Annotated in this window: 24 protein-coding genes; 3 read left to right on the forward strand and 21 right to left on the reverse strand. The window is 63.4% G+C overall.

Annotated features, from left to right (window positions below; genetic code table 11):
• Positions 1–22 precede the first annotated feature (22 nt).
• The 19 genes from J9870_RS02150 to J9870_RS02240 form a co-directional block, all read right to left on the reverse strand.
• Positions 23–1,249: a beta-ketoacyl-ACP synthase gene (locus J9870_RS02150; RefSeq protein ID WP_210642497.1), complete on the reverse strand. Its 1,227-nt coding sequence runs from the start codon at positions 1,247–1,249 to the stop codon at positions 23–25.
• Positions 1,249–1,977 (reverse strand): 3-oxoacyl-ACP reductase FabG, encoded by a 729-nt coding sequence (fabG, locus tag J9870_RS02155; RefSeq protein WP_210642498.1) that lies wholly within the window; start codon positions 1,975–1,977, stop codon positions 1,249–1,251. Before fabG ends, J9870_RS02150 begins: the two co-directional genes overlap by 1 nt.
• A complete protein-coding gene (locus J9870_RS02160) occupies positions 1,974–2,441 on the reverse strand; it encodes a hotdog family protein (RefSeq protein WP_210642499.1) in 468 nt (155 codons plus the stop codon). Before J9870_RS02160 ends, fabG begins: the two co-directional genes overlap by 4 nt.
• Positions 2,438–3,634: a beta-ketoacyl-[acyl-carrier-protein] synthase family protein gene (locus tag J9870_RS02165; RefSeq protein WP_210642500.1), complete on the reverse strand. Its 1,197-nt coding sequence runs from the start codon at positions 3,632–3,634 to the stop codon at positions 2,438–2,440. The genes J9870_RS02160 and J9870_RS02165 overlap by 4 nt, the downstream gene beginning before the upstream one ends.
• Entirely contained in the window at positions 3,631–4,113 is a 483-nt protein-coding gene (locus J9870_RS02170; RefSeq protein ID WP_210642501.1) for a DUF3261 domain-containing protein, read from the reverse strand. Before J9870_RS02170 ends, J9870_RS02165 begins: the two co-directional genes overlap by 4 nt.
• Positions 4,110–4,838 carry a class I SAM-dependent methyltransferase gene (locus J9870_RS02175; protein ID WP_210642502.1) on the reverse strand — a complete coding sequence of 243 codons (729 nt, stop codon included), beginning with the start codon at positions 4,836–4,838 and terminating at the stop codon, positions 4,110–4,112. The genes J9870_RS02170 and J9870_RS02175 overlap by 4 nt, the downstream gene beginning before the upstream one ends.
• Positions 4,839–4,848: 10 nt before the next feature.
• A complete protein-coding gene (locus J9870_RS02180) occupies positions 4,849–6,096 on the reverse strand; it encodes an NAD(P)/FAD-dependent oxidoreductase (RefSeq protein WP_210642503.1) in 1,248 nt (415 codons plus the stop codon).
• A 23-nt stretch (positions 6,097–6,119) separates the two neighbouring features.
• Positions 6,120–8,462 (reverse strand): hypothetical protein, encoded by a 2,343-nt coding sequence (locus J9870_RS02185; RefSeq protein WP_210642504.1) that lies wholly within the window; start codon positions 8,460–8,462, stop codon positions 6,120–6,122.
• Entirely contained in the window at positions 8,446–9,039 is a 594-nt protein-coding gene (locus J9870_RS02190) for an outer membrane lipoprotein carrier protein LolA (protein ID WP_210642505.1), read from the reverse strand. Before J9870_RS02190 ends, J9870_RS02185 begins: the two co-directional genes overlap by 17 nt.
• Positions 9,036–9,461, reverse strand: coding sequence for an acyl-CoA thioesterase (locus J9870_RS02195; protein WP_210642506.1), 426 nt, complete (start codon positions 9,459–9,461; stop codon positions 9,036–9,038). The genes J9870_RS02190 and J9870_RS02195 overlap by 4 nt, the downstream gene beginning before the upstream one ends.
• Positions 9,451–10,998, reverse strand: coding sequence for an aromatic amino acid ammonia-lyase (locus J9870_RS02200; RefSeq protein ID WP_210642507.1), 1,548 nt, complete (start codon positions 10,996–10,998; stop codon positions 9,451–9,453). Before J9870_RS02200 ends, J9870_RS02195 begins: the two co-directional genes overlap by 11 nt.
• A complete protein-coding gene (locus J9870_RS02205) occupies positions 10,979–11,923 on the reverse strand; it encodes a glycosyl transferase (protein WP_210642508.1) in 945 nt (314 codons plus the stop codon). Before J9870_RS02205 ends, J9870_RS02200 begins: the two co-directional genes overlap by 20 nt.
• The gene (locus J9870_RS02210) at positions 11,920–12,654 is read right to left on the reverse strand and encodes a glycosyltransferase family 2 protein (protein WP_210642509.1); all 735 of its coding nucleotides are present in this window, start codon (positions 12,652–12,654) and stop codon (positions 11,920–11,922) included. Before J9870_RS02210 ends, J9870_RS02205 begins: the two co-directional genes overlap by 4 nt.
• A gap of 170 nt (positions 12,655–12,824) precedes the next feature.
• The gene (locus tag J9870_RS02215; protein WP_210642510.1) at positions 12,825–14,504 is read right to left on the reverse strand and encodes an AMP-binding protein; all 1,680 of its coding nucleotides are present in this window, start codon (positions 14,502–14,504) and stop codon (positions 12,825–12,827) included.
• Complete coding sequence (locus J9870_RS02220; protein ID WP_210642511.1) at positions 14,501–15,046, reverse strand: hypothetical protein; 546 nt, start codon at positions 15,044–15,046, stop codon at positions 14,501–14,503. The genes J9870_RS02215 and J9870_RS02220 overlap by 4 nt, the downstream gene beginning before the upstream one ends.
• Positions 15,043–15,297, reverse strand: coding sequence for an acyl carrier protein (locus J9870_RS02225; RefSeq protein WP_134922557.1), 255 nt, complete (start codon positions 15,295–15,297; stop codon positions 15,043–15,045). Before J9870_RS02225 ends, J9870_RS02220 begins: the two co-directional genes overlap by 4 nt.
• 9 nt (positions 15,298–15,306) lie before the next feature.
• The gene (locus J9870_RS02230) at positions 15,307–15,585 is read right to left on the reverse strand and encodes a phosphopantetheine-binding protein (protein ID WP_210642512.1); all 279 of its coding nucleotides are present in this window, start codon (positions 15,583–15,585) and stop codon (positions 15,307–15,309) included.
• Positions 15,566–16,375, reverse strand: a complete 810-nt coding sequence (locus J9870_RS02235) for a lysophospholipid acyltransferase family protein (RefSeq protein WP_210642513.1) — start codon at positions 16,373–16,375, stop codon at positions 15,566–15,568. The genes J9870_RS02230 and J9870_RS02235 overlap by 20 nt, the downstream gene beginning before the upstream one ends.
• Complete coding sequence (locus J9870_RS02240; RefSeq protein WP_210642514.1) at positions 16,351–17,079, reverse strand: beta-ketoacyl synthase chain length factor; 729 nt, start codon at positions 17,077–17,079, stop codon at positions 16,351–16,353. The genes J9870_RS02235 and J9870_RS02240 overlap by 25 nt, the downstream gene beginning before the upstream one ends.
• 339 nt (positions 17,080–17,418) lie before the next feature.
• Here J9870_RS02240 and J9870_RS02245 point away from each other — a divergent pair, with 339 nt between their 5' ends.
• Positions 17,419–18,189 (forward strand): ParA family protein, encoded by a 771-nt coding sequence (locus J9870_RS02245; RefSeq protein ID WP_210642515.1) that lies wholly within the window; start codon positions 17,419–17,421, stop codon positions 18,187–18,189.
• A 117-nt stretch (positions 18,190–18,306) separates the two neighbouring features.
• Here J9870_RS02245 and trxC read toward each other — a convergent pair whose 3' ends face one another.
• Positions 18,307–18,729 carry a thioredoxin TrxC gene (trxC, locus tag J9870_RS02250; protein WP_210642516.1) on the reverse strand — a complete coding sequence of 141 codons (423 nt, stop codon included), beginning with the start codon at positions 18,727–18,729 and terminating at the stop codon, positions 18,307–18,309.
• 162 nt (positions 18,730–18,891) lie between these two features.
• Positions 18,892–19,518, reverse strand: a complete 627-nt coding sequence (gene ycaC, locus J9870_RS02255) for an isochorismate family cysteine hydrolase YcaC (protein ID WP_109752086.1) — start codon at positions 19,516–19,518, stop codon at positions 18,892–18,894.
• A 207-nt stretch (positions 19,519–19,725) separates the two neighbouring features.
• Here ycaC and J9870_RS02260 point away from each other — a divergent pair, with 207 nt between their 5' ends.
• Both J9870_RS02260 and J9870_RS02265 read left to right on the forward strand, forming a co-directional pair.
• A complete protein-coding gene (locus tag J9870_RS02260; protein WP_210645076.1) occupies positions 19,726–20,631 on the forward strand; it encodes a LysR family transcriptional regulator in 906 nt (301 codons plus the stop codon).
• Between the two features lie 608 nt (positions 20,632–21,239).
• Positions 21,240–21,518, forward strand: coding sequence for a hypothetical protein (locus J9870_RS02265; RefSeq protein ID WP_210642517.1), 279 nt, complete (start codon positions 21,240–21,242; stop codon positions 21,516–21,518).
• Positions 21,519–21,647: the final 129 nt, after the last annotated feature.

Consider the following 21,647-nt stretch of genomic DNA (forward strand, 5'->3'; position numbering starts at 1 on the left):
TTACAGGGATTCGAAATCCAATTCAGTGCCAGCGACGGAAGATCAGCGAGGTGTTGACCCCACCAAAGGCGAAGTTGTTGTTCATCACGTATTCGTGACTCATCGCCCGGAATTCGTTGCGCAGGTAATCGAGCTTGCCGCACTGGGGGTCGACTTCGTCGAGGTTGAAGGTGTGCACGTACAGGTCGCGGTTCATCATCTCGATGCTGAACCAGGACTCCAGTGCGCCACAGGCCCCCAGGGTGTGGCCGAGGAAACTCTTTTGCGAACTGATGGGCATGTGTTCGCCAAACAGGCTGCTGGTGGCCAGGGTTTCGGCGATGTCGCCCTGTTCGGTGGCGGTGCCGTGGCCGTTGACGTAGCCGATGGCAGACGGGGCGAGGCCGGCGTCTTCCAGGGCCAGTTCCATGGCCCGGCGCATGGTGCTCAGTTCGGGACGGGTGGCGTGTTGGCCGTCGGCGTTGCTGCCAAAGCCGACGATTTCGGCATGGATTTTTGCGCCACGGGCCAGGGCGTGTTCCAGTTCTTCGAGTACCAGCATGCCGGCGCCTTCACCGATCACCAGGCCATCACGGCCCTTGTCGTAGGGGCGTGGGCTGGTCTGTGGGGCATCGTTTTTCAGGCTGGTGGCGTAGAGCGCGTCGAAGACCATCGCTTCGGTCGGGCACAGCTCTTCCGCGCCACCGGCCAGCATCAGCGGCAGGCGGCCGAACTTGATCGCCTCGTAGGCGTAGCCGATGCCGTGGCTGCCGCTGGTGCAGGCGCTGGAGGTGGGGATCAGGCGCCCGGTCAGCCCGAAGAAGATGCTGATGTTGGCCGCCGTGGTGTGGGGCATCATCCGCACATAGGAATTGGCGTTCAGCCCTTCGGCCACGCTGTTGAGCAGCATGTTGCCAAAGGCCTTGATCTCGTCGGTGCTGCCGGTGGACGAACCGCAGGACACGCCCATGCGCCCGTCCTTGATCGACTCGTCGCCCAAGAGGCCGGCGTCGGCCAGGGCCTGTTCCGCCGCGCCCACCGCCAGGCGCGAGACCCGGCCCATGCTGCGCAGTTGCTTGCGTGTCCAGTGGGCCGGGACCTGGAAATCATCGATAGGTCCTGCCAGGCGAGTATTGAGTTCGGTGAAGCGATCCCACTCATCCATGCGACGGATGCCGCTGCGGTTGGCGGCGAAGTTGGCGGCGATGGTGTCCCAGTCGCTACCCAGGGAAGTGATGCCGGCCATGCCGGTGACGACGACGCGCTTCATCAGCACAGGCCTCCGTTGACGGCCAGGACCTGGCGGGTGATGTAGCCGGCTTCGGCGGACATCAGGAAATTCACCGCGCCCGCCACCTCTTCTGGAGTGCCCATGCGTTGGGCGGGGATCATTTTCATCAGTTCTTCCACGGGCACGTTTTCATCGAGCATGGCGGTATCGATCAGGCCGGGCGCGACGCAATTGACGGTGATCTTGCGCTTGCCCAACTCGATTGCCAACGCCTTGGCCGCGCCGATCAAACCGGCCTTCGAGGCACTGTAGTTGACCTGGCCGCGGTTGCCGATCAGCCCCGAAACCGAGGTGATGCAGACGATTCGCCCGGCGGCGCGACGACGGATCATCGGCATCATCACCGGATGCAACACGTTGTAGAAACCGTCGAGGTTGGTGCGCATCACGGTGTCCCAGTCATCCTCGCTCAGGGCCGGGAAGGCGCCATCGCGGGTCAGGCCGGCGTTGAGCACCACGCCGTAATAGGCTCCGTGGGTTTCGACATCGGCTTCGAGGATGGCTTTGCACGCGGCGCGGTCGGACACGTCGAATTGCAGCACCCGGGCATTGCGGCCCAGGGCCTGGATTTGCGTCTGGACGGCTTCGGCTTCGGTGCGGCCACTGCGGCAATGCAGCACGATGTCGTGCCCGGCCTGGGCCAGGCGCAGGGCGATGGCACGGCCGATACCACGGCTGGAGCCGGTGACCAGTACGGATTCAGTCATGGCTGGTTTCCTGTTGCGGACGGTTCATGAAGGTATTGGGCGCCATGGGGCGGACGGAACACGTTCAGCCGGGCCGTAGCGTGGATGCCAGGGGCGTGGATGTGGCATTCGAACACGCCCATGCCGTTGTCGTCTTCCAGGGAGCGCACGCCGTGTATGGCCAGCTCGGCGCCGGCGGGAAAATATTCGACGTTGCATTCGAACTTGCGGGTGCCGAGCAGGAACCCCAGCTCCACCGCATCGCCGCGTTGGCGTGCGTGACAACCAGCGAACGCCGCGACACTCTGGGCCATCAGTTCGATGCCGACCCAGGCCGGCAACCCGCCGTCATCGCGACTGAAGAGGCCGCCGGGTTTGACGGTGGCGTGGGTATGGATCTGCTCGTCATCGAAGGCCAGGATCCGGTCGATGAGAATCATGTCGCCGGCATGGGGCAGCAGTTCGGCGAGTGGCCAGTCAATCATGGGGCGTCTCCGATAATCAGGCTGACGTTGTTGCCGCCGAAGGCGAACGAGTTGCTCATCAGTCGGCGCGGTGAGGTCGGGTTCAGGCGGGTGTCGGCGTTGACCCAGTCCAGTGCAGGCAGCCCGGGATCGGCCTGGCCATCCCAGATATGCGGTGGCAGGGCCTGGGCGGTATTTTGTGTGCTCAGGCTCAACCAGCAAAACGCCGCTTCCAGCGCCCCGGCTGCGCCGAGGGTATGGCCGGTCATCGGCTTGGTGGACGAACATGGCACCCCCGCCGGAAACAGCCCGGCCACTGCCAGGCTTTCCATGGCGTCATTGTGCTGCGTTGCGGTGCCGTGCAGGTTCAAGTAGTCGATCTGGCTGGCCTCGAGGCCCGCGCAGTGCAGGGCCTTTTCCATGGCCTGGCGGGCGCCGCGCCCGGTGGGTTCCGGAGCGGAAATATGGTGGGCATCGGAACTGGCGCCGTCACCCAGCAAGGCAATCGGTGCACCGTCTCCTGGTGTCTTGCTCATGAGAAACAGCACTGCCGCTTCGCCAATGTTGATACCACTGCGGTTCACCGAAAACGGATTGCAGCGTTCACTCGATACTGCTTCGAGCGCCGAAAAGCCATTGAGGGTCAGCTTGCACAGGCTGTCCACGCCACCGCAGAGCACGGCATCGCACAGGCCCAGGTCCAGCAGGCGACGGGCGCTCATCAAGGCGCGGGCGCTGGAGGTGCAGGCGGTGGAAATCACGTAGGACGGACCGCTCAGGTCGAGCCAGTCGGCGAGAAAGTTGGCCGGCGCGCTGAGTTCCTGTTGCTGGTAATCGTAGCCGTCGGGGAAGCGCTGTTCGCGCAGGTAATGGGCAATGCCGCTACTGGCTTCGTCGATGCCCGAGGTGCTGGTGCCCAGCACGATGCCGATCCGGGCGCGCCCGTAGGCCTGGATGGCCCGGTCGATCTCGGGCCGGATCTGCAAGCCGGCTTCCAGCAACAACTGGTTGTTGCGGCTGCGTTGCGCCGCCAGAGCGTCGGGGATGGCCGCGAGTTCACCCGACACCGAGGCCACCGGCAAGGCACGTTCGGCCACCCAGCCCGCCTCGACCCGCACGCCTGAGCAGTCGCCGGCAAACAGGTTGCGCGCCACGTCATGTTTGTTGCGGCCGAGGGCGCAGATCACCCCGAGGGCATTCAAATAGGCAGTCATGGGGCGCTCTCGGTCAACGGTGTGATGCGGTAGTGCGGGCCTTGGGGCAGGCTCAGTGCGAAATCCAGCGGCCGCTGGTAGCGAACCTGCCAGCGGGCATCGAGGGTTCGCTGCCCATCCTGTTGTCGCGCGGTCGGGTAGTTGCCGGGCAGTTCGGCTTCGGGTGTCAGGGCGAACAACAGCGCGGCGAACAATTCCCGGGCCTCGGCATTGGGTGGCAGCAGACCGTCGGCCTGCCATTGGCCATCGACCAGGCGTTGGCGGGCTACGGGAATGCCCAGCGGGTCCATCATCGACCAGCGGATGCCAGCGGCTTCACGCTGTATCACCAACAGCCAATCCAGACGTTGACCGGCCAGTTGCCGCTCGATGTGCAATTGCAGTGGCAGCGCCAGGGTCGGCGTGCGCGCGGGCAGCGGCGCATGGCTGGCGCAGGCGCTGAGCAGCAACAGGCAGCCGATAAGCAGGGCACGAATCATCCGCTGGCTCCTTCGACGGGCTTGCGAGCCACCACATTGACCAGGGTTTCCTCCCGCTCGCCGAACGGCTTGGGGCGGCGCAGGCCAAAACGCTCCAGCAAGCCGAAGTCCTTGGCGCGACTCCACCACAGATATGGGTAGGACACGTTGCGGGCTTCGAATTGGAAGCCTTGGCTGCGGATCATGTCCAGGTACTGGGCGGCACTTTTCTGCACGTGCATGGGGTGACGGAACAGCCAGCGGATCACCCAGGTATCGATGTAGGCCTCGGTGGATTCGGCGAACATCAGGTAGCCACCGGGCTTGAGTACGCGATAGAACTCGGCGAGGGCTTTTTCCTGCTCCACCAGATGATGGAAGGTCTGGTGGCAGAACAACAGGTCGACGCTGGCATCCGGCACCGCCAACGTCGCGCAATCGCTGCCGATCAGTTCCACGGTCATGCCCTGGCGCGTCGCTTCCTCCAAGCTCAGGTCGAGACTATGGGGGTCGGCGTCGACCCCGATCAGGCGCTGCGGCGTGAACACCTGGCGCAGGTACTGGAACGATTTGCCCTGGCCGCAGCCGGCGTCCAGCAGCACCGGGTTGGCCGGCAGCGGGGTACTGAACAGGCTGCGCAGGTCGTTGATCGCTACCCGCAACACATGGTGCTGCCAGGTGCGGCTGCGCAGGAACCAGAAACCGAAGCGGGTCTCTTCGACGTAGTTGTCGCTCAGGTAGCTCATGGCTGCAGACTCATGGTGCCGGGCTCGCGCAGATTTCCGAGAGCATGCGCAGGCGCCGCTTGGGTTCGCTGACGAACGGGTTGCGCTGATCCCAGGCATAGCCGGCCAGGATCGAGCTGATCATGCGCCGAATGTCGTCCGAGCCTTCGGTGTAGAAAATCACGTCCTGGAACGTGCCGGCGTACCAGCCCTCGACGTAGCAGCGGAAGGTATCGACGCCGCGCTTGAGCGGTTCGGCGAACTCGCTCTGCCAGTCCACGCTCTCGCCTTGCAGCTGGCGATGCAGCACGTCGGCGGCCATGCTCGCCGAGCGCATGGCGATGGTCACACCGGAGGAGAACACCGGGTCGAGGAATTCCGCGGCGTTGCCCAGCAGGGCGAAGCCAGGGCCGTGCAGGGTCTTGACGTTGGCCGAGTAGCCACCAATGGTCCGCGCCGGGGTATCCCACACCGCGTTCTGCAGCACTCCGGCCAGGCTTGGGGTTTCGTCGATGAAACCGCGCAGGCAGGCGTCTAGGTCGTCGGTGCGGCCGGCGAAATGTTCCGCGGCGGCGACCACGCCCACCGAGCAACGTCCGTCGCTGAACGGAATGGTCCAGAACCACACGTCGCGCTTGCTCGGGTGGGTGGTGATGAGGATCTTTTCGCGGTCGAAGGTCGCAGCGTCGATGCGATCTTCAATGTGGGTGAACACCGCTTGGCGTACCGGAAAATTCGACGGTGCCTCAAGGTCCAGCAGGCGCGGCAAGACTCGCCCGTAGCCGCTGGCGTCGAGCACGAAATCGGCCTCGACCCGGTACTCGCTGCCGTCCTCGCGTTGCACGCCCAGTCGGGGTTTCGGTGCATCGAAATCGACGCTGGCAATGGCTTGGCCATAGCGGATCTCCACACCTTGCAGCGCCGCCTGATCGGCCAGCAACTTGTCGAAGTCCGCGCGCTGCACCTGGAAGGTCGTGGGCTTGCCGTTGCTGAAGGTGTCGCCGAAGTCGAAGGCGCTGTAGCGCTCGCCCCAGGCGAACGCCGCACCGTTCTTGCGCTGGAATCCGGCGGCGTTCACCGCGTCGAGCATGCCGGCCTCTTCGACGAAGTCCAGGCAATGGGACAACAGGCTTTCGCCGATAGAGAACCGTGGGAAATGCTGACGCTCGATGACCAGTACATCGTGGCCCTTGCGCTTGAGCAGTGCGGCCGCGATGGCGCCGGAAGGGCCGGCGCCGATGATGACGACCTGGCGATATTCCGTTTCAGTAACAGGCATTGGAATTCCTCGAATATCCATAGTCATCGTGGGTCTTGTCCTTGAGCGGATATGGGGTGTTCCTGGTGCCCGGCCCACGGCGCCAGCATGAAACTGAACGCCAGCCCCAGGCTCACCGCCAGGCCGAAATTACTCACCGCCGGTGTGCTGGACAGCGCCAGCAGGCCGAACGACAGCCAGGTGGTGATCGCCGCCAGCAACGTGCCCAGCAGGCTCACCGCCGCGCCGCCGATCTGCTCACGCATCAGGATCGCGTAGTCGACGCCGATGGCCGTCACCAACAACAGGCCGAACAGGCTGAACAGCGTCAACGGCTGCCCCAGCCAGCCGAGGCTCGCCAGGCTGCACAGCGCGGCCAGCAGCGGCAGGGCGACGATGCGCAAGGCACCGCCGACGCCGAATGGCCAGATCAACACCAGCACGATCAGCGCGCAGGACGCCAGTTTCAACTCGGCGGCGCTGATCTGCGTAGCGGCAAACACCCGGTTCAAGTCCCCCAGGCGATCCACCAGTTGGACACCGGGCAGATCCACCGCCTGCACCCGCAGCAGCGCCGCATCGTTCAAACCTTGCAAGCTGATCACCGCCGCCACGCCTTGCGCCGTCGGGCCGAGCCAGAGTGTGCGATACGGCTCGGCCAACGGACCGCTCAGCGCGGCGTCAATGTCGGTCACCGGCAGGGCCTGTAACTGCGCCAGCTCCCCTTGCAGGGCTGCGACCGGGACGCCCAGGTCCAGCAGCGGCTGCCAGAACGTTGGCAGCCGGGCCAGGGCCTCGCGCACTTTCTGCTGTTCGGCCGGCGGGCTGACCAATTGGTTCAGCGACAGGTAGCCCTGGAGTTTTTCCAGGCCGATCAACTGATCCAGGCGTTCGTTGAGGGCGGTCTGGCGCTCCAGCAGCTGTGGCTGGTTATCGGCACGGATCAGGAAGAACTGGCTGGTGGGCTGGAAACCGGTGATGCGGGCGACATCGCGGGCTTCATCGGTCAGGTGCTGGGGCGTGCCGATCCACTGGCGGATGTCGTTTTTCGTGGTCAGGTGCCAGAGCCCGCCCGCGCAGAACGTCAGCAGCAACGCCAGCAGGACCGGCGTGCGCACTCGTTTGAGCAGAGCTTCGCGGGCCTTGAGCAGGTATTGGCAGACCTTGAGCGGCCATTGCGCCGGACGCAGCTCTGCGCCCTTGAGCAGCGCCGGCAGCAGGCAGACCGCGCTCAGGTAGGCGCCGAGCAGGCCGGCAGCGGAAAATATCGCGATCTGGGTCAGGGCCGGGAAAGGCGTCCAAGCCAGGGCCAGGTAACCGATGCAGGTGGTCACAAGGCTCAGGCTCAGCCCCGGCAGGGTCAGGCGCAAGGCCGGCCAACTGCGCCACGGCTTGAGGCTCCAGCTCTTGGACAGGTAGTGCAGCGGGTAATCCACGGCCACGCCGATCAGGCTGGAACCCAACACCAGGGTCATGACATGCATGCGGCCAAACAGGGCCACGCAGGCCACCGCGCCGAACAGCATGCCCACCAATACGGGCACGAACGCCAGCCACACCCGCAGGCGTCGGAAGGCCAGTAACAACAGCAACAGAATACCGACTGTCGCCCCACCGCCGACCCAGGTGATTTCCCGCGATGCCTGTTGCTGGCCGCTGGCGGCGTACAGCAGGCCACTGGCCGCCAGCAGTTGACCTTGGGCCTGGCCGGCCTGATCACGGCTATGTTGCAGCAACTCGGCCACTTGCAGTGGCAGGTTCATGTCGAAAGCGTTGCCATGGGTGCGGGCCCGCAGCATCACCCAATGTTTGCCGTCGGCTTCGGCGATCAACGCCCCGCTGCCCACGTCCAGTTGTATCGCGCCGCGTTGCGGCTGGCTGTTCTGGATGCGTCCGGTCAGCCCCAGCCAGTCGTCCTGGCTCGGCACCAGGCTGAAGCCGCTGAACGGATCGAACAGGGCCTGTACCCGTTGTTGGATGAACGCCTCGGGCTGGTCGATCAATTGCTGCCGGTCTGCCGTCGAGAGCATCGCCAGCCGACCGTCAAGCAATTGCCTGCGCAGGGCTGGCAGGTCAGCCTGCAACGTCCACTGGACTTTGTCGAACAGGCCGCTGGCCTGCCACTGCTCGCCCAGGTTCTGCGCCAGGGCAATGGCTTGCTGGCGATCCGTGTGACCGACCAGCACGAGCACCTCGCGATTGAGCGGCTCCTGCATGCGTTGTTCAGCGATCAGTTCCAGGGCATCGGGAGACGTACCCGGCACCAGTTCCATGAGGTTGACCGACAGTGGCGCACCGTTGCGCCATTGCCAACCGGCGAGTGCCAGCACTGCCAGCAGCAGGATCAGGAACAGGCGTGGCAACATCCGCTCACTCGGCAAAATCATGTTGCTCCGCTTCGCTCAAGGGTTGCGTGCTGGTAGCGTCCTGCATGCGCAGCACGGTGCTGTCGCCCTGGGTTTCCAGCAGTTCAATGCGCTGCACCAGTTCGCCGCCGTCGATGTTGATCTGGTTGAAGACCTGTTTGAGCAGCACCGAGCGCGGTGTCAGGGTGAGCTTCCATTGTTGCGGCTCACCGGACAGGCTCAGTTCGAAATCCCGTTGCAAGCCACTGCTGTCGCCTTGTAACACCGCCAGGAACAGACGGTTCTGCTCGGCGCCGGCGCTCTTGTTCGGCAGCATTTGCCAGGCGTTGCCATCGCGCCGGGCGATGCCTTGCGCGGTGATGCGGTAGTCCTGTTGCAGCGGGGTTTGCAGCAGCCAGAGCAGGCCGTGGTTTTTCGCCAGGACAAAACGGCCCTTGCTGGTGAGGGGCTGGGGCAGGGCGCGCAGGTGTTTTTCCTGAATGAACTGCCCGTGGATCACGTCCGGGCGGGCCAGTTGCTCACTCAGCTGTTGCAGGTCGAAGGCCTGGGCCAGGGGCGACAGGCAGCACAACAGCAGCCAGGCTGACAGGCGCTTCATGGCAGCTTCCTTTCGACGGCATCGACAAACACCCGGGGCGAGGCCAGCAGCATTTCCCGGCTGGCCATGTCCACGGCCACCTGCACGGAGCTGGCGCGGGTCAGGCGTTCGCCGGTTGCCGCGTCGCTGATCAGGTAGTTGATCTTCAGCCGGTTTTCCCATTCCACCAGGCTGGCGCGCACGGTCAGGGTCTGGCCGAACACGGCGCTGCGTACGTAGCGCAGTTGCAGGTCGATGATTGGCCACGCATGGCCGGACTCGAGCATGTCGTTGTAGTTGTGGCCGATCAGGTCGAGCAAGGCGCAGCGGGCCACTTCCAGGTATTTGACGTAATGACCGTGCCAGACCACGTTCATCGAATCGACGTCGAAAAACGGCACCTCGATCCGGGTGTCGACGTGCAGGACTCCCTTACTGCGCATGCAGCCTCCAGTGTTGTGCGGCGATGCGCTGCAGGCACAGGCGCAGTTCGCCTTCCAGGGCACGGTCTTCGATCACCGGTGGGAAGTCCTCGGCCAGTTGTTCGCGCATGGCGGCCAGGGCCGGCGGCAGTGGTCGCGCGTCTTCAGCACGGCTGCGCAGCCACACGCCCTGGTTGGCGGCCAGTAGCGTCGCGGCGGCCACTTGTTCGGTCAGCTCCAGCACGCGGATCGCATCCCGGGCGGCGATGGTGCCCATGCTCACCTTGTCCTGGTTGTGGCATTCGGTGGAGCGTGAGAACACGCTGGCCGGCATGGTGTTTTTCAGGGCTTCGGCGGTCCAGGCGCTGGTGCCGATCTGCACGGCCTTGAAACCATGGTTGAGCATTGCCCGGTCGGCGCTGGCGCCGGACAGGTTGCTCGGCAGGCCATGGTTGTAACGCTCGTCCACCAGCAGCGCGAGTTGCCGATCCAGCAAGTCGGCGACGTTGGCCACCAGGTTCTTCAGGCTGTCCATGGCGAAGGCGATATGCCCGCCGTAGAAATGCCCACCGTGCAGCACCCGCTCGGCTTCGGCGTCGATGATCGGGTTGTCGTTGGCGCTGTTGAGTTCGGTTTCGATGAACGAACGCAGCCAGTTCAGGCTGTCGGCCAGCACGCCGAGCACATGGGGTGCGCAGCGCAGGGAATAGCGATCCTGCAGGCGATGCAGCGGCGCGGTCGGGGCGTCGATCGCCAGGTCCTGGCGCAGCCACGCGGCAACTTGCATCTGCCCTGGGTGTGGCTTGGCGGCGAACAAGCGTTCGTCGAAGTGTTCCGGATTGCCTTGCAGGGCGACGACGTTGAGCGCGGTGATGCGGGTCGCCAGCTGCAGCAGGTAGTCCGCGCGGGCGAAGGCCAGGCAGGCCAGGCCGGTCATCACGGCGGTGCCGTTCATCAGCGCCAGGGCTTCCTTGGGTCGCAGCACCAACGGGGTCCAGCCCAGCTCGCGGTGCACATCGGCGGCCAGACGGCGTTCGCCACGGAACATCACGTCCCGTTCGCCGGACAGGGTCGCGGCGACGTAGGACAGCGGCGTCAGGTCGCCGCTGGCACCCACTGAACCTTCTTCCGGGATCAGCGGCAGGATGTCGTGTTCGAGAAAGGCCTGCAGGCGTTCCAGCAACTCCACCCGTACCCCGGACACGCCGTGGCACAGCGACTGCAAACGCGCCGCCAGCACTGCACGGGTGGCCTGGGCGTCCAGCAGCTTGCCCAGGCCGCAGCCGTGGAACGTATACAAGTGACGTGGCAGGGCTTCGACGTGGTGCAATGGCACGGCCACCACGCAGGAATCGCCGTAACCGGTGGTTACGCCGTAGATCACGCCTTCCTTGTCCAGCAAAGAGTCGAGGAATTGCGCACCCTTGGCGATGCGCTGGCGGAACGCCGGGTCATCCTGCAACTGTGTCGGCGCCTGACGGTTGGCCAGGGCCAAGACATCTTCGATGCGCAAGGGGCGTTCGCCGAAGGTTACCGGCTCAAGAGTGGGCTTCGTCATCGGTCTTCCAGAAAGGGTAAAAGTTGAACCACTGTTGCGGCGCCTGGAGGCAATACTGCGCCAGGCGTTCGGCGTAGCGGCCGGCCCAGAGGGCGATCACTTGCTCGCGGTCGGTGCGTTTCCACGCCACGGCATCGGCGAAGGGCTCGAGGGTGACTCGATAGCGTCCCTCGTGCTTGAGGCACATCAGCAGGTTGACCGGGCATTTCAGCAGGCCGGCCAGCAGCCACGGCCCTTGGGGAAATGCGGCGCGATGGCCCATGAAGTCCACGGTCACACTGCGCCCGCCGTGCAGCGGCACGCGGTCGCCGGCGATTGCCAGCCACTCGCCGCGCTCCAGGCGTTCGCTCAGTTGCAACATGATCAGCGGGTCCAGCTCGCTGACCTGGATCAGCCGCAGGTGCGTGGCACCGGCTTCGCCCAGCAGGCGATTGAACTGCTCGGCGTGCTTGGTGTGCACCAGCACGTTCATGGTCACTTTCTCGCCCAGCTCGGCCAGGGCCCGGCACATCTCCAGGTTGCCCAGGTGTGCGCCCACCAGCATCTGCCCGCGGGTGTCACGCAAGTGATTGCGCAGCAGCGCCTTGTCGACGATTTCGATCTGTTCGATGCTCAGCTTGCCGTTCCAGACATCGAGCTTGTCCAGCAGGGAGTCGGCAAACGCCATGAACTGGCCGAACACCCGCCGGTGGGTCGGACGTAGCTCGGGGCGCTCGCTCCAGTCGGCCAGGCGTTGCTGGTATTGCCAGGCGGCCTGCCGGGCACTGCGACCGAAAACGAAGAAATACAGGACGATGCCGTACAGCAGTGGGCTGAGTAAACGGCGGCCCAGCACCTTGGCGGCGAACGCGGTGAATTTCATCAGCCAGAAACTGCCGCGTTCCTGGCGGTCGGCCCAGTGTTGCTTATCTGCCTGAAGGCTCATGCCCGCCACCGTCGCCAGAGAATCATGGGAGAACGCACCAGCATGCCGAAGAACAACCGGGTGTGCATGCTGGAAATCAGCACGTTGTCGTGGAACAGGCGAAAGTGCGAGACACCGTCCTGGGGGTAATGAACCCGGGTGTGCAGCCAGCGCATCGGTTGATTGCGCCAAGCCAGGCGTACGAGGATGTCGGAGTCGAAGTCCATGCGTTTGCCGATGTTCGCCGAGTCGATCAGCGCCAGGGTCGGTGGCAAGGGATAGACCCGAAAGCCACACATGGAGTCGCGGATTTGCAGGGACAGGCTGTTGATCCAGACCATGACGTGCGTCAGGTAGCGCGCGTACAGACGGCCTTTCGGCACGCTGGCGTCGTAGTGCGGATAACCACAGATCACCGCGTCCGGGTGGGCACGGGATTGCTCGATGAAGGTTTTCACGTCGCCAAGGTCGTGCTGCCCGTCGGCGTCCACCTGCAAGGCGTGGCTGAAACCCAGGCGCGAAGCCTCCCTTAAGCCGGTCATCACCGCGCCGCCCTTGCCCTGGTTGACGGCCAGCCTGATCAGATGAACCTGCTCGTCTTCGGCCAATTGCTCCAGCACGGTCGCGCAGGCGGGGCTGCTGGCGTCGTCTACCAGCACACAGGGCAGGCCGTTGGCGAGCAACGCCTGGACCACCGCCGTGATGGCTGTTTCGTGGTTGTAGACCGGGATGACGGCGCAGGGGTTATGCATATTTTTCACCTGCCGCCCATTTATTGTGGCGAGGGGATTTAGCGAAACGTCGCATCGTCCCACTCGAGTGCGAAGCGCTCACCATCGGTCTGTGTCGTTGCACAGAATTTGGGGTTGCTGCGCAACCCAGCGGGGATAAATTCCTTCGCCACTGGAGTGCAGCGGTGCGGTTAGTCATCGGCCACCCCCAACACAATTCGCCCACTGGAACAGGCCGCCGTGTCATTGCGATAGGCGAAATACAGCTTGCCGCGCTCACGGTCGAAGCGCAGGTGCAGTTGGATTTCATCGCCGGGGCGAACCAGTTGCTGGAACTTCAGCACTTCCATACCGACGAACCGGGGCGGCAAGTCCAGCAGTTGTCGGCCCAGGCTCATGGCCCAATCGACTTGCACCACGCCGGGCAGCACCGGTGCGGTGGGGAAATGGCCGCTGAAGTACGCCAGGTCAGGCGGAACGACCAGTTGCAAGCTCCATTCACCGTTGGTTTCGACTTGGTCCAGCACTTCGGGGGCCTTGGGACGCGGCGACATCAGCAGGGCTTCGACTTCGGCCTGGGGCAACTTGCCCTGGGCGTTGAGCGGTAACTGCCGCAGCCAGCGCCAGCGTCGAGGCAGGGCGAGGGTTTCGCAATGCTCGCTCAGGTGCTTGCGCAGGCCTTCGGTAACGGCGCGCCGGCCCAGGTTGCGCAAGGCGTGCAAGCCGTTTTCGCTCAGCACCAGCAGTGCGCCAAGGGAGGCGCGCTTCTCCTGCACTACCCCCAGCCGCGCTTCGCTGACCCAGTCATGAGCCACCAGCGCCTGTTCCAACATCGGCAGGGAAATGCGTTTTTCTTCGAGCTTGACGATACGGTCCAAGCGTCCGAGTAACTCGAAACGTCCGTCCGCGGCGATTCGCGCTGCGTCGGCGGTGTGTTCCACATGGCCGGCCGGCAAGTAAGGTGAAGCGATCAGCAAGGCACCGTCGCGGTCCTGGCTCAACTCGACACCGGTAAACGGTTGCCACGGTTCGGTGCCTTGGCGCCAGGCAATGCCGCCGGTTTCCGAACTGCCGAAAATCTCCGTCGGCCATTGCCCCAAGCGCTGTTGCAGGCTTTGGGCGGCCTCGGCCGGCAAGGCGCCACCGGAGGAAAACACCCGGCGCACGCTGCTCAAGGCCGGCCAATCGAGGTTGTCGCCCATGCGCTTGAGCAGCGCCGGGCTGGCGACCCAGGCGAAGGCCGGGTACTCGCGGCTGGCGCGCTGCAGGTCCTCCGGGAAGGCCAACTGCCGCCGCACGAACGCCCGCCCGGCGCACAGTGGCCACAGCACTCGGAACAGCAGGCCGTAGATGTGCTGGGTGGCGACGCTGCCGATCATGCAGGCCGGGCCCAGGTCGGCGCCCCACAACTGCTCCAAGGCGTGGACTTCGTTACTCAACTGGCGCAGGTTTTTCTCGATGCGCTTGGGCTCGCCGCTGGAGCCGGAGGTGCACAGGCTCAGCCAGCAGTGGTCGAGGTCCAGTTCGGCGGCGTCCAGTGGGGCCAGGCGCAAGTCGCCAGGCTGAGTGTCTGCGGGCTGGTCGGTCAGCCACAGGTCGACCTCCGCCGACCAGCGCTGGCGGGTTTGCGCTTGCAAATCGGCCGGCAGTAGCACACTGGCCCCGGCGCGCCAGGCGCCCAGCAGGGCTGCGGCCAACTCGGCCGCGTCTTCCAGGTGCACGGCCACCCGCCGTACGCCCCGGGCTTGCAGGCCGGCGGCCAGGCGCAACGCATCGTCGCACAACTGCGAATGGTCCAGCGCCGGATCGACGGTAATAGCGCGCTCCGGCTCAGCCCCGAGCAACATCTGCTCAAGTGTTATCCAATTCATGGGCGGCCTCTTACCCGTTGTCGTATGAGCCATTCAATGGCAAACAGCAGCCCCATCAATCCGTAGGAAATCAGGCCGGTGTACAACATCCACCAGCTCAGCGGCGCCCACAGGGTCAGGGCGGCGGCGAGCAAACCGTTACACAGGAAAAACACACTCCAGGCCACTGTGACCTGGCGGGTGTACACCACCGCCTTGGCCGGCAGCTGCGGTTCGCGCAGGCGGGCCAGGCGTTCGATCATCGGCGGGCCATACTTCAGGCTCAGGACGAACAGCCCGAGCATGAAGGCGCTGATCAGCACCGGATACCAGCGCAGCAGGAGCGGGCTGTCGAACAGCGCCAGCAGCAGGCAAAACACGATGGCCGTGGCCGCCATCCAGCGGCTGCCGGGCCCGCCCTTGCCGAGCAATGCCCGGGCCAGCCACAGGCTACCCAGTAGCAGGCCGAACTGCCACGGGGCGAAATGCTCCATGCCGAAATACACCGCAAAGGGGTACAGCAGGCCCGCCAGCAGCAGGCCCAGGCCAATCAGCCGGCTCATGCGGCCGGTTGGACCAGTCGATAGACCGCCTCGACCACGTCATTGACGGTACGCACTGACTTGAATTCTTCAGCGGCGATTTTCTTGCCGGTCTGACGCTTGATGTGGTCGATCAGGTCGACCGCGTCGATGCTGTCGATTTCCAGGTCCTGGTACAGGTTCGATTCCAGCGTTACGCGTTCAGGGGCCAGTTCGAAAAGCTCGACCAGAGCATCGCGCAGGGTATTGAAAATGTCGTCACGAGTTTGCATGGTCCGGTCTCAGGGGCGTTTTGCAGTGACGAAGGCCGCAAGGCTTGCCACATTGCTGAAATGGTTACGGGTGTCCTTGGCGTCGGCATCTATCTTGATGCCGTACTCCTTCTGGATGGCCAGGCCTAGCTCCAGGGCATCCACCGAGTCCAGGCCCAGGCCTTCGCCGAACAGGGTCTGGTGGTCGCCGATGTCGTCGATGTCGATGTCCTCCAGGCCTAGGGCATCGATGATCAACTGTTTGATATCGATGATCAGCTGTTTGGTGTCACGGTGCAGATCGCTCATCTTCGGCGAGCTCCTTGATGAAATAGTGATGCAAAAAATCGTTGAGCCGGCGCGAAGCCTGAGGTGGCGGGCCGAGCGCGGCAAAGGCCTGTGGATCTATATCGGCCCCCACATGAAAACTGAAGTGCACGCGGCGATGGGGGATGCGATACCAGGGTTCGGCCTTGGTCAGGGTGGTGGGGCAGACCTTGATGGTGACGGGGGTGAGGATTTTCGCACCGCGCAGGGCAATGGCCGCCGCGCCCCGATGAAAGGCTGGTGCATGGCCGGGTTGGGTGCGCGTACCTTCGGGAAACACGATCAGGCTCTGGCCGTCTTGCAGGGCATCGCTGGCGGCATCGAGCATGTCCATGCTGCCGTCGTTGCTGATGTATTGGGTCGAGCGCAGCGGCCCGCGGGTAAAGGGGTTGTCCCACAGGCTTTGCTTGACCACACAGTTGGCGTCGGGCACCAGCCCGATCAGGAACACCACGTCGATCAGCGACGGGTGGTTGGCGATGATCATCTGCCCGGGGCGGCCGAGTTTTTCGGCACCGTCGATCTGATAGGTGAGCACACCGGTGCGGGCCATGAACCGGATAAAAAACCAGAACAGCCGTCCGACCGTACGACGGGCCCGTTGTCGATGGGCTTGGGCATCGCCGGGCAGCCAGGCCAGCAACGGAAACACCAGCAAGCGCAGGCACAGCCCGCCGAGCCCGAACAGGGCAAAGCTTGCGGCGGTCGCGAACAGGCGCCAGTAATAGGCGTCGCGATGTTTACCGGTCATCGGCTGCGTTGCCAGGTCCATACACGATTCTTCCAGGCATGTTGGCAGGTGGTTGCGTTGTCCAGCAGCGTACGCAACAGATCCAGGGCATGGGGCCAGTCGCTACCAGGCATTTGGCCAGCCGCCGCGCACAGGTCCAATTGCCAGTCATTGCCCGGGGTCAGCAGCAGGCCCACCGCATAGGGAAAGGGGACATCGTTGACCCAGGGGGCATACACGTGTGGTGGTTGTTCTTCGGTGATCACCAGCAGCACGGCCGGTGCGCCTTCGCTCAACAGTGCGGCAGCTTCCAGCACGCCGTGCTCCAGCCCGTCGCCAGTGGCGGCCAGGGCGGTCATCTCGCTGGTTTCGCCGCGCATGATCGACCATAGGCCGATTACCGCGTTATGCACCGACAGGCTGAATTGGGTAGGCGACAAGGGTTGGTCGGCCGCCAGGTCCTTGAGAATCTCGAAAGTGCGCGGGGTTTCGCCATGGCGGGAAATAAAGACCAACGGTAGGTCTGGCAGGCCCTCGGCCAGTGGCCAGCCAACACTGAAGGCCATCCGCGCCAGGCGGCTGAGGCGTCGGCGTTGCATGGCCGGCAGAAACGATACGTCAGGGGCGGCATCGCTGAGCGGCAACACGACCGGCTGTCGGCTCCAGGCCTGCCAGTCGTCCACGCTTTCGAGCCCAGGGGCCCACGCGCGCCATTGGGCGATATTGAAATTGATCACAAAATTCATCCCACCCCTGCGGGCTTTTATTGTCACGGCTCAGTGGTTTGACCCGCGTCCAACCCTGCATGGTCTTGCGACCCAAGTGGCGCGCATTATCCCGGTGCGATTGGCTTGTAGCAAATACTGGTTACATTTTGCCCAACGAAATGTACGGCTTGGTCCAGTCGCGAATTATTGTCGCGATCATTGCCGGCCTGTCTGTCGGTTCTTTCTGTCTTTTCCGGGCGAATTGACGCTTCGATTGTTGGAAAAGCCACTGTTGCCGTAGTCCTTCTACGCAGAAGGTAGCTAAGCGGCATCGCGGCCAACTACACTCGGGAATCTTTGATACACGGAGGTTTTGACATGCGGCGTGTGGTGTTCAATCAGAAAGGTGGCGTGGGCAAATCCAGCATCGCCTGCAATCTGGCGGCGGTCAGCGCCAGCGAGGGGTATCGCACGCTGTTGGTGGACCTGGATGCCCAGGCCAACTCCACGCAATACCTGACGGGCCTGACCGGCGATGACATTCCCATGGGAATTGCCGACTTCTTCAAGCAAACCCTGTCATCCGGGCCCTTTTCGAAAAAGAACAAGGTGGATATCTACGAAACGCCGTTCGACAACCTGCACGTCATTACCGCCACCGCTGAACTGACGGATCTGCAGCCCAAGCTTGAGGCCAAGCACAAGATCAACAAGCTGCGCAAACTGCTTGAAGAGCTGGAAGAGGATTACGATCGGATCTATCTGGATACCCCGCCAGCGCTGAATTTCTATGCGGTTTCAGCGTTGATCGCCGCCGACCGGGTGCTGATCCCCTTCGACTGTGACAGCTTCTCCCGACAGGCGCTGTATGGGTTGCTGGCGGAAATCGAAGAGCTCAAGGACGACCATAACGAAGGCTTGGAAGTCGAAGGCATCGTGGTCAACCAGTTCCAGGCCCGCGCCAGCCTGCCGCAGCAGATCCTCGACGAATTGATTGCCGAAGGCTTGCCGGTATTGCCGGTGTACCTGAGCAGCTCGGTGCGCATGCGCGAATCCCACCAGGCCAGCCTGCCGTTGATTCACCTGGACCCGCGGCACAAGCTGACCCAGCAGTTCGTGGAGTTGCATGGGTTGCTCGAAGGCGCCTGATTGATCGGGATCTACTGTGGGAGCGAGCTTGCTCGCGATTGCGGTCTACCAGTCAATGATGCATCGACTATCAGACTGCTATCGCGAGCAAGCTCGCTCCCACATGAGTGCTTTGATTCAAATCCCCTGGCTACGCAACCAACCCATCAACTGCGGCAACGGCAACGCCCCGCTCTGGCGCGCGACTTCCCGACCGTCCTTGAACAGGATCAGGCTGGGAATCGAGCGGATCCCCAACTGCGCCGATAACTGTTGATTGGCCTCGCTGTCGAGCTTGGCCATCCGGCATTTGCCCGTCAGTTGCGCGGCGGCCTGTTCGAACACGGGCGCGAAGGCCTTGCAGGGCCCGCACCAATCGGCCCAGACATCCACCAGCAGCGGCAGGTCGCCCTTGATCTGGCTGGCGTAGTCGCCTTGCTTGAGTTCGAACGGCTTGTTCAATAGCACCTGGGCCTTGCAGCGCCCGCACTTGGGCTGGTCGCCCAGGCGTTCGGCGGGGATGCGGTTGAGCCCGTTGCAGTGGGGGCAGGGGATCAGCATCAGGTCAGTCTCCAGAAAAAATCATCGATATAGATTGAACACTATATAGAAACCACCGCAAAAACCTGTGGGAGCGAGCTTGCTCGCGATTGCGGTCTACCAGTCAATGATGCATCGACTATCAGACTGCTATCGCGAGCAAGCTCGCTCCCACAGGGTCGCTTATTTAGCGTTGGTCAGCGTGTTGTAGCTGGTCATCAGGTTGCGGTAGTCCGGGATGTGGTTGGAGAACAAGGTCGCCAGCCCTTCCACATCGTTGCGCCAGTCGCGGTGCAGTTCGCAAGCCAGGCCGAACCAGGTCATCAGTTGCGCACCCGAGGAAGACATGCGGTCCCAGGCCGATTGACGGGTCAGCTCGTTGAAGGTACCGGAGGCATCGGTGACCACGAACACCTCGAAACCTTCGGCCAGGGCCGACAGGGCCGGGAAGGCCACGCAGACTTCAGTGACGACGCCGGCGATGATCAGCTGCTTCTTGCCGGTGGCCTTGATCGCCTTGACGAAATCTTCGTTGTCCCAGGCGTTGATCTGGCCGGGACGGGCGATGTACGGCGCGTCCGGGAACAGGGTCTTGAGTTCTGGCATCAGCGGGCCGTTGGGGCCGGTTTCGAAGCTGGTGGTGAGGATGGTTGGCAACTTGAAGTATTTGGCCAGGTCGGCCAGGGCCAGCACGTTGTTCTTGAAGCGGTCCGGGTCGATGTCACGCACCAGGGACAGCAGGCCAGCCTGATGGTCCACCAGCAGAACGGCGGCGTTATCTTTGTCGAGACGGTTGTAGGAAGTAGTCATGGCGTAGCCCTCATTAAGTTTTGGTTGCCGAAGATTTCGGCGTGGTTAAGGTTTTTAATGTCGGTGTAGCGATTGATCGGTGACTCATCCGGTCGAAGCGCTCCGGCGTCAATCCGTGTTGCGTTTCGATGGGTGTAGATTAAAACTGGCACCTTTGATGCGCTAGACTGCGAAAATCAGCCTTAGCGTTCTATTTGGAGAACGATCATCGAAGACCTCAACACGCTTTACTACTTCACCCAGGTGGTCGAGCACGGCGGTTTCGCCGCTGCCGGCCGGGCGCTGGACATGCCCAAGTCGAAGCTCAGCCGGCGGATCGCCCAACTGGAAGAGCGCCTTGGGGTGCGGTTGATCCATCGCACCAGTCGTCATTGCTCGTTGACGGAGATCGGCCAGGCCTACTACCAGCGCTGCCTGGCGATGCGGGTCGAGGCTGAGAGCGCGGCCGAAGTGATCGAACGCAACCGCTCCGAACCCCAGGGGCTGGTGCGCATCAGTTGCCCGACAGCGTTGCTCAACAGCTGGGTCGGGCCGATGCTGACCCGCTACATGCTCAAGTTCCCGCGGGTGGAGTTGTTCATCGAGAGCACCAACCGCCGGGTCGACCTGATCCATGAGGGTTTCGATATCGCGTTGCGGGTGCGCTTTCCGCCACTGGAAAACACCGACATGGTCATGAAAGTCCTGGGCAACAGCACCCAATGCCTGGTGGGCAGCCCGGTTTACCGCGAGCGCTTGTCTTCACCCGCCTCCCCGGCGGACCTCAACGGTTTGCCGAGCGTGCACTGGGGCGCGGCGCAGCGCGAATATCAGTGGGAATTGTTCGGCCCGGACGGCACCCGCGCGCTGATCCGCCATGAACCGCGCATGGTCACCGATGACCTGCTGGCCCTGCGTCACGCCGTGCTGGCGGGCATCGGTATCGCCCACCTGCCCGCGGTGGTGGTGCGCGAAGACCTGGCCGCTGGGCGGCTGGTGGAACTGGTACCGGGCTGGACGCCCAAGTGCGGGATCGTCCATGCGATCTTCGCCTCGCGGCGCGGGTTGCTGCCGTCGGTGCGCACGTTGATTGATTTTCTGGCCGAGGAGTTCAGCCAGAGTGATATGGCGTAGCGTGGAGGCAGCTATGCCAGCGTATTTCCTTTGTGTGGGCTTGCTTGCGATGGTGGCCTGATAGTTGGTCGGGGGGACCGGGTACATATCCATTTCTGCGGTAACGGCCACTTAGGGTTCCGCCCTGACGGCGGCTCACTTTTGAGAAGCGCAAAAGTAAGCAAAACGCTTTTGCCCCACCACTCGGCACCTCGCCTAGGCTCGGTGTGCCCTCACTCCGGCATTGCTCCGTGGGCCCGCCGCGAAGGGCCATCCATGGCCCAGCGCGGCTATCCCGGCATCCATGCCGGGATGCCCACTCCACAATGCCTGCGTTCGGCCATCGTGGTTAACGGGGCGCCAAAATCTACGTCCAACGCGAGGCGGCCTGACAGCCGGCCTGGTTCTTGCGGGCGGTGTACACCAATCAGAGCTGTTTGAGCTGGACCTGTGGGAGCAAAGCTTGCTCGCGAAGGCGGCCTGACAGCTGGCCAGGCTCTCCCACTCGTACTCCAATCCCATTGTGGAGCTTGCACTCAAGGCTGCCATTCATCAGGTGCGCCGCACTGAAAAGGTGTCATGGCCTCAAAAAAGACACGACGTACCTGTTTGCAACCTCAGGAGGTCCCATGAGCCATCCTCAAGACCCAACCACTCCCCAGGCAGTGGACAACCCCAATGACGACGGCTTCGTCCTCGGCACCGCCGGCCGCGATGAAGACCCCAACGCCGCCCCGCCCTACGCCATTGATCGTCGCCACGAACGGGATGAGCTGACCCCCGAAGACGCCCGTGGCCTGCCTGGTTATCCCGAGAAAAAGCCGCCGAGCAAACCGGCTGGCGAAGAGGGGACCGAGACAGAACCGGGCATCGAGACGCCTGAGCAGGGGAACGATAAGGTAGGTTGAGCAGGGCTCACATCCGCTCACATTTTTTGCCGAAGCCTGAAGCCTTGAGTCACTAGGCTAAAAAAGCACTTGGGCGACCATCTGTCTTATTCGGCTATATCGCAATTTGCGATGGGCTGGATCTGTGTT

Source organism: Pseudomonas sp. Tri1 (assembly GCF_017968885.1).
GTDB lineage: Bacteria > Pseudomonadota > Gammaproteobacteria > Pseudomonadales > Pseudomonadaceae > Aquipseudomonas.